We start from the raw sequence: 13,724 nt of genomic DNA on the forward strand, positions 1-13,724 counted from the left end.
AATTAAGCGAATGAACCTGAAAGAAAATCTAATTTCCCTAAAAAATACTTTTATAAATCCTGTCTGCACGTTGGTTGCCGTCAGTAAAACCAAACCCAATGAACTCTTGATGGAAGCCTATGAGGCAGGAGTTCGTGATTTTGGAGAAAATAAGGTTCAGGAAATGAGCGAGAAAGCAGAACAATTGCCCAAAGATATCCGCTGGCACATGATTGGACATTTGCAGCGAAACAAGGTGAAATACCTAGCTCCCTTTGTGCATTTGATTCATAGTGTAGACTCTTTGAAACTCTTGAGGGAAATTGATAAGGAAGCAAAAAAGAATGAGAGAATCATACAAGTTTTGCTTCAAGTGTATATAGCCAAAGAAGAATCCAAATTTGGCTTAGATGAAGATGAATTACGTGCACTGTTAAAGAATCCTGAATTGGCACAACTCGATCATGTAAAAATCATCGGATTGATGGGAATGGCTACTTACACCGAGGATGAGGCCCAAATCCGTACAGAATTCCGCTATTTGAAAAATTTGTTTGAATCCCTAACAAACGAAGTGCTCCCCAGCAACGTTGAATTGAAAGAACTTTCAATGGGCATGAGTGGAGACTATCTGCTAGCCCAGGAAGAAGGAAGTACCATGGTGCGCGTAGGAAGTGCCATTTTTGGAGAAAGAAATTACCAGTGATATGAATAATCGAACATGGATGATCGGCGCAGCAGTATTGCTCGCATTGGCTGTTGGTATTGGTGCCTTTGGAGCTCATGGATTGCAGCCAACTTTAGAGGCCAATGGAAGAATAGACACTTTCGAAACAGCAGTCAAATACCATTTTTACCATGCTTTAGGTTTGTTGATTTTTGCTATTTGGAAGCAGTTGCAACCAACAATAAAACACCTGAACGTTTCCTACATACTCTTGACTATTGGAATCCTGATTTTTTCAGGCTCATTGTATGTGCTTAGTATTTCCGGAATTAGATGGCTAGGCGCCATAACTCCATTGGGCGGAGTAGCCTTCATAGCTGGTTGGTTAAACTTGATAAGGGTTAAGGCTTAAATCATGCGAAAAGTACTTGTATATTTAGTAGTTATCTTCGGTATTGGAACGTTTACTGCACCCTCCACCTTCGCACAAACCGAAGAAGTTCGAGAAAAATATGAGCGCTTCGATGAACTACTTGGGAGGGGCTCATTTTTTGATAATCACTTGACGGGATTTATGCTATTCGATTTGGATAGTCAGCAAGTGATTTATGAGAAAAACAGCCATATGAATTTCATTCCTGCTTCCACAATTAAGGTTTTTACTTTCTATGCTACGCTAAAAACTTTAAGAGACAGTACACATACGTTTCGTTATGTCAGAAACGGGGATGCTATAAAAATTTGGGGTTCAGGTGATCCAACTTGGCACTATCCTAAAGCGAATAATGGGCCAAGAATTGATCAATTCCTCAACCGTTTTTCTGAGATCCAATTGTCATACAGCAATTGGAAAGATACTGCTTTTGGCTATGGATGGCAGTGGGATGATTATTACTATGCTTATTCGGCCGAGCGCTCTCCCCTACCGATTTATGGGAATTTGGCAATTTTTAATAATCAGCAAAACAAACCACAAGCCCAAATCCCCATGTTTGCCAGCATGGTGAAAACTTACACCAAGCCGACTTGGCGTATGGAGCGGGATTTTCATACCAATATTTTTTACTATAACCCCAACGCATACAATCAGGTTAGGGCCGAATTACCTTTTATCACTTCTCCGGAACTCAATCAACAGCTGATAGAGTATCAGTTGAAAAAAAAGGTCACGATCAGTACCGAACCCTTACCACCCAATCATCAATTATTCAAGTCAGGAAGTCTAAGACCTCTTTGGAATGAATTGATGCAAGAATCGGATAATTTTATTGCAGAGCAGTTACTCCTGATGGTTTCAGATCATTTATTTGCTGAATTGGAGGCAGAACGGGCCATAGAATTTATCCAAAAGACCTATTTGAATGATCTGCCAGATAAGCCACAATGGGTGGATGGATCAGGACTATCCCGTCACAATTTGAGTACACCACGCACGATGATTCAATTGCTGAGCAAATTGGAAGAAGAGCTTTCCCGATCTGAATTGATGCGCATTTTTCCGCAGGGAGGCATTAACGGAACCCTCAAAAATAATTACAAAGCACAACGACCCTATGTCTTTGCAAAGACAGGCACCATGTCCAATAACCATTCCTTGGTCGGCTACATCAAAGGAGATTCCGGTAGAATTTATGCTTTTGCTTTTATGAACAGCAATTACTTAAACAAAGCCTCAGAAGTCCGAAGAGAAATGGAAAAGGTATTGCAGTTTATCAAGCAGAATTATTAAACTCTTTTTTTCAACTCCTCGACTTGCTGACGTTCTTCACCTTTTAATTTGAGTAGGCGTACAATCCTATCAGGACTAGGTTTCCCCAAGGATGAAAAAATCAAATTAATTGCTAAAACAATGGTAAACATAGGATTTTCGGTGATCATCAAGGAAAATGAGCCCCAAATGGCAATCCCGAATAAAAACCAAAATCGGAGCATCGTAGCATCTGCATAGATTTGCACCTTTTGATTGATCTCAAGTTCAGCAGATTTGGCTTTACCCAATTTGGAATGAAAGACAAAATAATGACCCGCCAACAAGGTGATCAAGAAAGTCAAGCTAAATCCACCCCAGAAACCGTTTTCCTCTGGAAGGTTCAACTCCATCACAGGACTTTGAGTATAGAGATAGGCAAAAGCAAAAAAAGGAAGCGGAATCGCTATCAAGATCAAAGTATTCCGCTCCAATTTTGAATATATTTTTCTAAGTTCTGTAATTTCCAAGGCTATTCGATTATAATCTTTATATCTCCACTTGCTGCTTTAGAAGAGCAACATAAGATGTATCCATCAGCAATTTCTCCCGGGCTTAAACCTGCATCTTCGATCATATCCACCTTACCTGAAATCAACCTTCCTCTGCAGGCAGTACATAAGCCACTCTGACAACTGTATGGCATATCCACATCCTGATCCAATCCTGCTTCCAAGATTGTTTTTCCCGGGGCAACTTCAAATTTATAGGTCTGTCCTTCGAGTTCTACCTCTACCTCACGTGTCAAAGCAGGAGCTAATTTACCTGCGGCTTCCATTTCTTTCTCCTTGGCATCCAAGTCAGAATAGAAACTTTCACTGAGTATTTTATCCGATGCTACGCCCAAAGAAACCCATGTTTCCTTGCTGGCATCCATGATACCTTCAGGACCACAGACGAAAAACAAGGGATCCAAGGTTGAGTTTTTAGAAACTTTTTGATGAAACTCTTTTATTTTGGTAGCATCCAAACGACCAGACCAACCCGACCAAGTGGCACTTGGCTGACTCAGGTTATGGACAATCTCCAAACGCTCTCCGTACTTAGCCTGTAATGCTTCCAAGGCATTTTTGAAGATGATTTGATCTTCATTTCTGCTGCAATAAAGCAAACTCACTTTGGATTGAGGCTCATTGATCAATGCGGATTTTAGAATCCCCATAATTGGTGTGATTCCAGAACCACCAGCTACCATCACAAAATTTCGTTTGTTTTGGGAATGAAAAGGAACGGTGAAGTTCCCAAGAGGTTTCATGATTTCAATGGTCTTTCCCGGACGGATTTGATCGTTGAGGTAATTGGAAACCAATCCTCCAGACACCCTTTTAACCGAAATTCCCGGATAAGGGTCTACAAAGGGAGAAGTGCATAAGCTGTAAGATCTACGAACTTCCTTACCATCAATCTCAAGGATTAAAGTCAAGAATTGACCCGGTTTGTAGTCCAAATAAGGCTCAGGTTGCTCAAAATAAATAGTCACCGTATCGGCTGTTTCTTTGACTACTTCTCTGACCTTTAAGGAAATATATTGCGAGCCTTTGGAAGGCTCTTCTTTTTTTCTTTTGAATAAATTAAACATACCCGCTTTTCCGATTACACGTTGATCCAGTAAGTAAGCTTCAAAATTAATGCACGGTTTTTAATTTGGAAGTTCTCTGGTAAATAATTATCTGTGTACACAACAAACAAATCCGAAACAGGTTTAAATCTCCACTGAAATCTTGTGTTGATATTGATGTTTTCGATCTGTGAATTATACTGCACAAACGTACTCAGAAACAGTTTGTCTGTAAAAGAAAGTTCCATTCTTGGACCCACTAACCACAAATCAGCTGAATTATAAGGCTCTGGAAATTGAAGTTTATTGTACTCCGCAAACAAAGAAATACTTCCATAGGGCTGCATACGGTAGTTCAAATTCGTATTGACAAATAGACGCTCACCGTTAAAAAATTCTCCAGCATACACAGTGGAAGAATAGTTTAAAAGTTTTCTACTGTCTGAACTGTAAGTAATTCCTGCCCTTGTGTAACGATAATCTGTGCCAGCCTCTAATTGTTTACCTCCTGTACGGGTTGGATCAAAAGGTCTGAACAAGTAAATATATTCATTGAATACTCTCGCTTGAATAGTAGAGGTGTTTTTGAAATACAATCGGTATGCAAAGGTGATATTTTCATCCAAAGTTTGTCCAAAGTCCTGATCTTTATAAAGATCGTACCGAACCTGGAAGGTCTGTTGGAAAATTTTACTCTCGGGTTTAGATACAATTCTGTACATCGCATTGGGTTCCAAACGCCAATAGCTTCTTCTAGGAACAAAACCCACCTCCGCATTATAATCCTCTCCTACATATTCTTGGTTCCACTGAAGATTAAATTTCTTGGTATTGTAACTCAAATGAGAAGCAAAAGCCTGTGGATCTTGCAGATCATTCGGGCCAAATGAGCGGTGGTAAAAAAACTTACCAGTCCATTTATTATCCGCTGATAATAAATTGTAATCCAAGCCGGCTACTCTATTGAAAGTAGTCACACGGCTGCCTTCAGGAATCACGCCTGTCGTTTGTCTATTTACAAATATCCCTGCAATATTGGATCTGCTGAATACTTTTTTCTGAGCGGTTGCCACAGTATAATTCTGACCGGGATAGCCAACTGATAATTCATTTGCAGTCTGCATATTGAGTAGGCCTACTCTCAGATTATCTCCCACATTTCCATTCAAACGGGCACCATACAAGATTCGATTATTACTGCTCCTACCAATACTATCCGTAGCAATACCGATTCTTCTAGAAAAGAAAGGCCTGATTTGTCGAAAACCATAATCCCCAAATAAATCTGCATTTTCCAAGAAAAACTGCCGGCGTTCTGGAAAGAAAAGCTCAAATCGATTCAAATTGGTTTGCTGCTGATCCACTTCCACCGTAGAGAAATCAGGATTGAAAGTCAAATCCAAATTCATGGAAGGCGTTAGCGCAATTTTCGCATCAAATCCAGCGGCAATACCCGAGGAAGCAGGTTCTTCAGTTCGATAATCCTTCGCCCCATTCACAGCTGTATAGGGAATCACTGCGATATTTGCCCCTGGCTTTTTCAATGGTTTGTCCCAGTTGAGGTAACCTGAAAAGGCAATTCCCTGAATCCGTTGATTCAGCGGAACGGGCACCCAAGAAGAGCGCTCATAATTTTTCCGGTCGTTTCTAATGAAATTTACTCTCCAATAATTGGAGCCTTCTGTATATCGAAGCGTTTTAAAAGGAATGGCCATTTCCACCTCCCAATGATCCTCGAATCGGTTGACAGAAGAGTACCATTTGTTATCCCAAACATCGGAAACTCTGTCCCCGTGATGAATAAGTCCTTCCATTTGTACATTATATGGATTGACAGCAAACATAAATCCATTATTCCCATCATCATAAGGCCCGATGGTGATGGCAAATGCATCATTTTCGTAAAATCTAAAATCTCGTTTGAGTGAAGATACTACGTAACCCTCTCCTACCTCGTGATACAATTTCGCCGCTACATACAAAAAATTCTCATCATATTTGAGCTTCACCTCCGTACGATTGCTTGCTGGCAAACCCTCCTTAGGCATCTGTTGAATAAAGCCATCGATCAAATCTGCATCAGCCCACTCATCATCTTCAATCGTGCCATCTAAGGATATGACTTTTACAGCTTCATAAACCTGAACACCGAATTCTCGGTCTTTTTTGTTATTGGCAAAAGAAATGGTCGTGATAAATAAGCAGGAGGTGAACCAAAGAAAATACTTCATAACACAAACATACAGGGATGGTCGTATGGGCAAGTAGTAATTTTTTCTTTCGGTCAATATCGGTTATACAAACCTATATTTAAATGTAGATGGAGGAGCAAAAATCCATCCTAAACAACTAAATTTGGGGCTTGACAACAAATCAACACATGAACCTCAGTACACTCACCGCAGTAAGTTCTATCGACGGTAGATATGGAGCCAAGACACAAGATCTTAGAGCCTTTTTTTCAGAATATGCTCTGATAAAATATAGAGTACATGTAGAAGTGGAGTACTTCATTGCCTTGTGCGAATTACCCCTTCCTCAATTACAAGACATAAATTCCTCAAAGTTTGAAGAAATGAGGGCTATAGTCACAGATTTTTCAGAAAAAGATGCTGAGACCATCAAGGATACTGAAAAAGTAACCAACCACGATGTGAAAGCTGTAGAGTACTTCTTGAAAGAAAAGTTTGACGCCCTAGGCTTGGGTGCCTATAAAGAATTTATCCATTTCGGATTGACTTCTCAAGATATCAACAATACAGCTACTCCCATGATGTTGAGAGATGGATTGGCTAAAGTGATTATTCCATCCTTACAACAAGTCATTGGTAAGCTGCAAGCTCAAGTTGAAGAATGGAAGGATATCCCTATGTTGGCCAAGACCCATGGACAACCAGCTTCACCTACTCGATTGGGAAAAGAATTCCAAGTATTTGTTACACGAATTGAAACACAGTTAAAGCAATTATTATCCATTCCTTTTTCTGCAAAATTTGGAGGTGCTACGGGTAATATGAATGCCCACCATGTGGCTTACCCTAGCATAGACTGGAATGGGTTTGCAACAAACTTCGTCTCTTCCTATCTGCAATTGGAACGCTCTTATCCTACTACACAGATTGAGCACTATGATAATCTAGCCGCTTGCTTTGATGCATTGAAGCGAATCAACACCATCTTATTGGATCTTTCTAAAGACGTATGGCAGTATGTGGCGATGAATTATTTCAAACAAAAAATTAAAGCAGGTGAAATCGGTTCATCTGCTATGCCTCATAAAGTCAATCCGATTGATTTTGAAAATGCAGAAGGAAACTTGGGTATTGCGAATGCTTTATTGGAACATTTAGCAGCTAAGCTACCTATCAGTAGACTTCAGCGGGATTTGACAGACTCCACCGTACTCCGCATCATTGGTGTACCATTGGCGCACATGTTGATTTCATTGGAGTCCTTGAATAAGGGGCTGAATAAACTGGAATTGAACCGAGAAGCTATCGCCGCAGATTTGGAAGAAAACTGGGCAGTAGTTGCAGAGGCGATTCAGACGATCTTGCGAAGAGAAGGATATCCAAAACCATATGAGGCTTTGAAAGATCTGACCCGAACCAATGAGAAAATTACGGAACAATCCATCAAACGATTTATTGAAGGCTTACAAGTCACGGAAGCCATCAAAACAGAATTAAGAGCAATCAGTCCATTTACATATACCGGAATTTTTTAAAAAAAAGCCATGATTGGAGGTAAGGACCTCTTCAAACACATTTCAAAAGACCTCCCTTCGGGGTTGGTGGTCTTTTTAGTTGCTTTACCATTGTGTTTGGGAATTGCTTTGGCTTCTGGTGCGCCTCTTTTCTCCGGGATTATCGCTGGAATTGTCGGTGGCGTAGTGGTAGGTTTACTTTCGGGTTCGCATACTTCCGTATCAGGACCCGCTGCGGGATTGACAGTAATCGTATATGCTGCAATCAATGATTTGGGAAGTTTTGAAAGTTTCCTCGCTGCGGTAATTCTTGCGGGTATCATTCAGCTGATTTTATCCGTAGCAAGGGCTGGTGTCATTGGTTATTTTTTTCCTACATCTGTCATCAAAGGAATGCTGGCAGGAATTGGAATTATCCTTGTTATCAAGCAATCTCCTTATCTACTTGGCTTAGGTAAATTGTCCCAACTATCATATTTAAATCCCTTTGAGATTTTTGGTTCAGAACCTACCCAAGTGAATCCCGGAGCTTTCATAATTGCTGTAGTTTCCATCAGCATTTTGATTCTTTGGGATAAAAAAAGTACCAGGGAAAAGTCTTTTAGAAAAACTATACCCGCACCTTTACTCGTTGTTCTTGCAGGCATCTTGTTAAATGAAGGATTTAGACTTTTCATTCCTAATTTCCTCTTGGACGAGGCATTGCGGGTAACACTTCCAAAAGCCAGCTCGTGGAATGACTTTGTAGGATTGTTTTCTACCCCCGACTTTTCGGGAATCTTCACTCGTCAACTTTGGGTTGTTGCTATCACAATAGCTGTAATTGCGAGTTTGGAAACACTATTGAGTTTGGAAGCAGCGGATAAAATCGACCCTTATAAACGAATTTCTCCTCCTAATCAAGAACTCTTTGCCCAAGGAGTTGGTAATATCATAAACGGGTTGATCGGGGGGTTACCTTTGACAGCGGTCATTGTACGAAGTTCTGCCAATATCAGTGCAGGTGCTCACACCAAACTTTCAGCGATTATTCATGGATTCCTACTCCTTGGTACCGTTCTATTGATTCCCAGTATAGTCAATTTGATTCCTTTAGCGAGTTTAGCGGCAATTTTGGTGATGGTCGGTTATAAACTAACAAGAGTCTCCTTATTTAAGCAACAGGCCAAACTTGGCTGGAATCAATTCCTTCCATTTGTGATCACAGTTTTTGGAGTGGTATTCTTAGACCTGCTGTTTGGAATTGGATTAGGTATTACCGTATCAATCATCTATATCTTACTTGCTAATCTTCGAAATTCTCACTTTATGGAGGAGCGTACGGAAGATAATGGAAAAGTGATCCATATAACACTTTCAGAAGAGGTTAGTTTTTTGAATAAAGGAGCCTTAATTAATACCTTGAATGCAATTCCAGCAGATCGTAAAGTGATCATTGACGGGTCTAAGTCCAAAACAATCGATTATGACGTTTTGGAGGTAATCGAAAACTTCAAGGTTTCTGCAAAAAACAAAAATATCGAAGTAGAAACTATTCAGATTGAAACGGTTTCTGTCAGTGACTTACACTGAGGGTAAAAAAATCTCTGCCATCATGCATCGAGCACTTCCCCCACCCAACTTTTCAATGGTAGGGATTTCAGGAGCGATAATTTCAGTAAAGCGTTCAATGGTCTGTATCTGAGCATTGCTTAAAGAATTGAAAGCTGCTTTGGACATGACCGTAAACTTTTTCCCTTGGACATTTTTTACTTCCAACATATTCCCTGCAAACTCAAATTTTTGTTTGGCAGTAATCGGCACAATCTTTTTACCGGTCTTTTCCAAATACACCTGCACCTGCAAGCGCTCCGCTGCAGAAGGGATACTTTCTAAACAGATAATGGCTATGTCAGAGCCCACATGCATCATCACATTGGTATGATAAATAGGGCTTAGTTGTCCATTGATTTCTTGTACTGCATCAAACTCAATCAATTCATAATCCATCAATCTACCGAAATACTCCAATGGAACAGCATGCGTTCTTAAAGATCTGCAAGCATAACAAACATGGTTGACACGATCCAAAATCAAGCTGCCTGTACCTTCCAAGTACTGCTCATCTTGTTCAAAAAAGCTTAAATCTATAATCTCATCTACCTTGAAGCCCCCATTAATCAACAACTCTATAATATCCTTTCTGCGCTCCAATCTTCGATTGGGGGAAAACATGGGATATAGAATAACCCGTCCATCGTCATGAGTACTGAACCAGTTATTGGGGAAAACAGCATCTGTTTTTATGGGGGTTTGGGTGTCTTCTACAACGATCACTGAAATACCTTTGGAACGAAGTAAGTCAACAAATCCGTTAAATTCATGAACTGCGAGAGCATTGATTTCCTGAGCAGAGCGCGTATCCTGCTTTTGATAAAAGTTATTGGAGGCTGTCTCTGGATTGAATCCAAAATTGGATGGTCTGACCATTAGGATGGTCGAACTGGTCTGCTGGCTCATGATTGCTGATTTGCTACGAAATTAGCTATTTTTTGGTATACCGATACAGTTCGGGCCAGATATTAAAACGCTTTTCACTGAGAGTCACATAGCTATCGACAGATGGATGCCATGCTATGGCCTCTCCCTGAGGTTCCGGCTTGTAAGGTAAAATCAAAGGCTCTCTAGCCATGGCCTGTTCAATGGTTTCCTCAGCCTTTCGCTCCCAATAAAAAACCATCAAGTAATTTTTGACGAGAATTTTGGAACCACAGGCACTGATATCCCCTGCCACAGACATGGTAAATGGCAACTCAATCAAACGCTTCAACACCACTGTGTCCTTCTTGAAGTCTTCCTGCGTAATTTTATATAAGATATTGGCACTGTCTCTTTTTGATAGAATATAAACATCCTGAGAAATAGGATCTACCATCAATGTCTCAGCGTCTTTCGGACCATCGGGGTATGTTAGCACGAGGGTTTCCGGTTCCACTTCTACATCCTCCTCAAAGCTTGCAGGTTCAGGAAAGCGGTAAATCTTGATTTCATCGTACTTTGCATCATTATCCCCTATTTCGCCCACATAAATGTAGTTTGTTCCTTTTTGGGGCCCTGGCCCTATAGCTATATCTTCCCAATCTCGATTGCGCACACCTTTCAATTTAATCTTGGCAACACTTTTTCCTAAGGTGTCTATCACAAATACATGGGGCTTCCCACCACTATCATTATGGGTGTACATTAATCCTTTATGAGTTCGGGAAAAAGCCAATCCACTAGCTTCATCAATTTTTGGATTCTCCAACTTACCCATACTTTTTGGTCCAGAATACAGAGAATCCTGATATTCGGGAATCAAGGGTAGACTTTTGGTCTGGGGTACCTTTTGAGAAATCCAAAAAGGAAATGCCAAGCCAATCAAAAAGAGTTTGAAGAATAATTTTTTAATGCGGACCATGAAGACTCTTACGAAATTGAAGCACCAAAATATGCGGTATTCGGTTATTTTTTGTTAAAAAAAAGCCCGGCTTAACCCGGGCTTTATGGTTTAGGAAGCACTTTCCTGTTTTTTCACTGATATGATGAGCGATTCTCCTTCTCCTGGATAATCCGCTGTGATGATATCCCCTTCTGATAGTTCACCCTTCAGAATTTCTTCAGCCAAGGCATCCTCCAAATACTTTTGGATTGCTCTATTCAATGGCCTTGCACCGTATTGCTGATCGTAGCCTTTCTCCGCTAAGAAATCTTTGGCTTTGTCGGTCAATTCGATGGCATAACCCAAATCGGTGATTCTGCTAAACAATTTGTTCAAGCTGATATCAATGATTTGATGGATATGTGATTTCTCTAGAGAATTGAATACAACTACATCGTCCAATCTATTCAAGAATTCAGGGCTGAATGCTTTTTTCAAGGCATTCTGGATGGTGGACTTCATCACTTCATCCATGCTTTCTTGCTTGGCTTTGGAGGCAAAACCAATCCCTGCTCCAAAATCCTTCAGATCTCTCACACCGATGTTGGAAGTCATGATGATAATCGTATTTCGGAAATCAACTCTTCTACCCAATCCGTCAGTCAAAATACCATCATCCAATACCTGCAAGAGAATATTAAATACATCTGGGTGAGCTTTTTCGATTTCATCCAATAAGACTACAGAGTAAGGCTTTCTTCTGACTTTCTCTGTCAACTGCCCCCCTTCTTCGTAGCCCACATATCCCGGAGGCGCTCCAACCAATCTTGAAACAGAGAATTTCTCCATGTATTCAGACATATCGATTCTTACCAAAGAATCCTCTTTGTCAAACAAATAAGTAGCTAGCATCTTGGCTAACTCAGTCTTACCTACCCCTGTTGGACCTAGGAAAATGAATGAACCGATTGGCTTCTTAGGATCTTTCAATCCTACTCTCGTACGTTGGATTGCTTTTGTTAGCTTTTTAATCGCCTCTTCTTGACCAATGACTTTCGCTTTTAGATCCTCACCCATATTCAGGAGCTTAGCACCTTCTTTTTGGGCGATTCTTTTTGCAGGAATACCCGTCATCATAGCGATTACCTCGGCTACATTTTCTTCATCTACTTTATAGCGTTTGGTTTTGCTTTCTTCTTCCCACTTCTGCTTGGCGGTCTCCAACTGCTCCAACAACTTCTTCTCCTTATCTCTCAATTGAGCCGCTTCTTCGTACTTCTGACTTTTAACGACGCGGTTTTTCTCAATTTTGATATGTTCTACTTCTGCTTCCAGTTTTAGGATATCTTCAGGAACATGGATATTATTAATATGCACACGTGCACCCGCTTCATCCAAGATATCGATAGCCTTATCCGGCAAGAATCTATCAGAAATGTAGCGATCAGACAACTTCACACAAGCTTCAATAGCTTCTGAAGTATATATGACATTGTGGTGATCTTCGTACTTATCCTTGATATTATTCAGGATTTGAACCGTCTCCTCAGGTGTCGTAGCATCCACCATGACCATTTGGAATCTTCTGGCTAAGGCTCCATCTTTTTCGATATACTGCCTGTACTCGTCAAGTGTGGTAGCACCTATACATTGGATTTCTCCTCTGGCTAGGGCAGGCTTAAACATATTGGAAGCATCCAAAGAGCCACTCGCTCCACCAGCACCTACAATGGTATGCAACTCATCAATAAATAGGATCACATTCGGTGATTTTTCCAATTCATTCATGACAGCTTTCATACGTTCCTCAAACTGCCCTCTGTATTTGGTGCCAGCTACTAAAGATGCCAAATCCAAGGTTACCACACGTTTGTTAAACAAGACACGGGAAACTTTTTTCTGAACAATTCTTAACGCAAGGCCTTCTGCAATGGCAGTTTTACCAACACCCGGCTCTCCAATTAGAATCGGATTATTTTTCTTTCTTCTGGACAGGATTTGAGCTACTCGCTCGATTTCTTTTTCTCTTCCGATGATTGGGTCCAATTTATCATCCTCAGCCATTTTGGTTAAATCTCTTCCGAAATTATCCAAGACCGGGGTTCGGGATTTTTCGGCACCACCTTTTGAGGCACCTGAGCTTGAACCGCTACCAGATGATCCACCAAATAATTTGGAACTATCATCATCTGGATCGTCTGCTTCCGCTTTGCCTCTTGGACCTGCATCCGTCTGAAACTCTAGCATCTCTTTGACAGTGTCGTAAGTTGTGTCAAATTTATGCAAAATCTGTGTTGCAATATTGTCTTCATCTCGTAGGATGGATAACAATAGATGCTCAGTACCAATCAATTGACTCTTGAAAATTTTAGCCTCCAAGTATGTGATTTTCAAAACTTTCTCAGATTGCCTAGTCAAGGGAATGTTGGCAAGATTTTTTACATTATGGCTAGCAGTACCTTTCACTGCCCGCTCAATCGCATTACGGAGCTCATCTAGCGGAACTCCTAGTTTTTTAAGTATGGAAACAGCCACTCCTTCTCCTTCTCGGATCATGCCCAGCAAGAGGTGCTCTGTGCCAATGTAATCATGCCCCAACCGCAATGCTTCTTCGCGACTAAGGGAGATCACCTCTTTAACTCTGTTTGAAAATTTTGCTTCCATGTA

Annotated in this window: 11 protein-coding genes; 5 read left to right on the forward strand and 6 right to left on the reverse strand. The window is 40.7% G+C overall.

What is annotated here, in order from left to right; all coding sequences use genetic code 11:
• Positions 1-10 precede the first annotated feature (10 nt).
• From ACXIUD_RS03180 to ACXIUD_RS03190, 3 genes are read left to right on the forward strand one after another with little or no spacing between them, the layout of a single operon-like run.
• Complete coding sequence (locus ACXIUD_RS03180; protein ID WP_458051165.1) at positions 11-685, forward strand: YggS family pyridoxal phosphate-dependent enzyme; 675 nt, start codon at positions 11-13, stop codon at positions 683-685.
• A gap of 1 nt (position 686) precedes the next feature.
• A complete protein-coding gene (locus ACXIUD_RS03185) occupies positions 687-1,058 on the forward strand; it encodes a DUF423 domain-containing protein (protein ID WP_458051166.1) in 372 nt (123 codons plus the stop codon).
• A gap of 3 nt (positions 1,059-1,061) precedes the next feature.
• On the forward strand, positions 1,062-2,375 hold the full coding sequence (locus ACXIUD_RS03190) for a D-alanyl-D-alanine carboxypeptidase (RefSeq protein ID WP_458051167.1): 1,314 nt from the start codon (positions 1,062-1,064) through the stop codon (positions 2,373-2,375).
• Here ACXIUD_RS03190 and ACXIUD_RS03195 read toward each other — a convergent pair.
• The 3 genes from ACXIUD_RS03195 to ACXIUD_RS03205 are packed head-to-tail and all read right to left on the reverse strand — an operon-like array spanning position 2,372 to position 6,182.
• Positions 2,372-2,863 (reverse strand): hypothetical protein, encoded by a 492-nt coding sequence (locus ACXIUD_RS03195; protein WP_458051168.1) that lies wholly within the window; start codon positions 2,861-2,863, stop codon positions 2,372-2,374. The genes ACXIUD_RS03190 and ACXIUD_RS03195 overlap by 4 nt on opposite strands.
• 2 nt (positions 2,864-2,865) lie before the next feature.
• The gene (locus ACXIUD_RS03200) at positions 2,866-3,972 is read right to left on the reverse strand and encodes a 2Fe-2S iron-sulfur cluster-binding protein (RefSeq protein WP_458051169.1); all 1,107 of its coding nucleotides are present in this window, start codon (positions 3,970-3,972) and stop codon (positions 2,866-2,868) included.
• A gap of 14 nt (positions 3,973-3,986) precedes the next feature.
• Complete coding sequence (locus ACXIUD_RS03205; RefSeq protein WP_458051170.1) at positions 3,987-6,182, reverse strand: DUF5916 domain-containing protein; 2,196 nt, start codon at positions 6,180-6,182, stop codon at positions 3,987-3,989.
• 149 nt (positions 6,183-6,331) lie between these two features.
• On the opposite strand from ACXIUD_RS03205, the gene purB reads away from it, so the two are divergent.
• Together purB and ACXIUD_RS03215 are read left to right on the forward strand one after the other, a co-directional pair.
• Entirely contained in the window at positions 6,332-7,678 is a 1,347-nt protein-coding gene (gene purB, locus ACXIUD_RS03210) for an adenylosuccinate lyase (protein WP_458051171.1), read from the forward strand.
• A 9-nt stretch (positions 7,679-7,687) separates the two neighbouring features.
• Positions 7,688-9,229 (forward strand): SulP family inorganic anion transporter, encoded by a 1,542-nt coding sequence (locus tag ACXIUD_RS03215; protein ID WP_458051172.1) that lies wholly within the window; start codon positions 7,688-7,690, stop codon positions 9,227-9,229.
• Here ACXIUD_RS03215 and ctlX read toward each other — a convergent pair.
• From ctlX to ACXIUD_RS03230, 3 genes are all read right to left on the reverse strand, one after another.
• Entirely contained in the window at positions 9,221-10,156 is a 936-nt protein-coding gene (gene ctlX, locus ACXIUD_RS03220) for a citrulline utilization hydrolase CtlX (RefSeq protein ID WP_458051173.1), read from the reverse strand. The two genes, ACXIUD_RS03215 and ctlX, sit on opposite strands and share 9 nt — an antisense overlap.
• 25 nt (positions 10,157-10,181) lie before the next feature.
• Positions 10,182-11,096, reverse strand: coding sequence for a hypothetical protein (locus tag ACXIUD_RS03225; protein WP_458051174.1), 915 nt, complete (start codon positions 11,094-11,096; stop codon positions 10,182-10,184).
• Positions 11,097-11,186: 90 nt separating this feature from the next.
• On the reverse strand, positions 11,187-13,721 hold the full coding sequence (locus ACXIUD_RS03230) for an ATP-dependent Clp protease ATP-binding subunit (protein ID WP_458051175.1): 2,535 nt from the start codon (positions 13,719-13,721) through the stop codon (positions 11,187-11,189).
• Between the last annotated feature and the right edge of the window lie 3 nt (positions 13,722-13,724).

The sequence above is a fragment of the Mongoliitalea sp. genome, from assembly GCF_054166905.1.

Bases quoted from the DNA above. Each gene is read 5' to 3' on its own strand.
- ACXIUD_RS03180 (WP_458051165.1), top strand. From the start codon at position 11: ATGAACCTGAAAGAAAATCTAATTTCCCTAAAAAATACTTTTATAAAT.
- ACXIUD_RS03185 (WP_458051166.1), top strand. From the start codon at position 687: ATGAATAATCGAACATGGATGATCGGCGCAGCAGTATTGCTCGCATTG.
- ACXIUD_RS03190 (WP_458051167.1), top strand. From the start codon at position 1,062: ATGCGAAAAGTACTTGTATATTTAGTAGTTATCTTCGGTATTGGAACG.
- ACXIUD_RS03200 (WP_458051169.1), bottom strand. From the start codon at position 3,972: ATGTTTAATTTATTCAAAAGAAAAAAAGAAGAGCCTTCCAAAGGCTCG.
- ACXIUD_RS03205 (WP_458051170.1), bottom strand. From the start codon at position 6,182: ATGAAGTATTTTCTTTGGTTCACCTCCTGCTTATTTATCACGACCATT.
- purB (WP_458051171.1), top strand. From the start codon at position 6,332: ATGAACCTCAGTACACTCACCGCAGTAAGTTCTATCGACGGTAGATAT.
- ACXIUD_RS03215 (WP_458051172.1), top strand. From the start codon at position 7,688: ATGATTGGAGGTAAGGACCTCTTCAAACACATTTCAAAAGACCTCCCT.
- ctlX (WP_458051173.1), bottom strand. From the start codon at position 10,156: ATGAGCCAGCAGACCAGTTCGACCATCCTAATGGTCAGACCATCCAAT.
- ACXIUD_RS03225 (WP_458051174.1), bottom strand. From the start codon at position 11,096: ATGGTCCGCATTAAAAAATTATTCTTCAAACTCTTTTTGATTGGCTTG.
- ACXIUD_RS03230 (WP_458051175.1), bottom strand. From the start codon at position 13,721: ATGGAAGCAAAATTTTCAAACAGAGTTAAAGAGGTGATCTCCCTTAGT.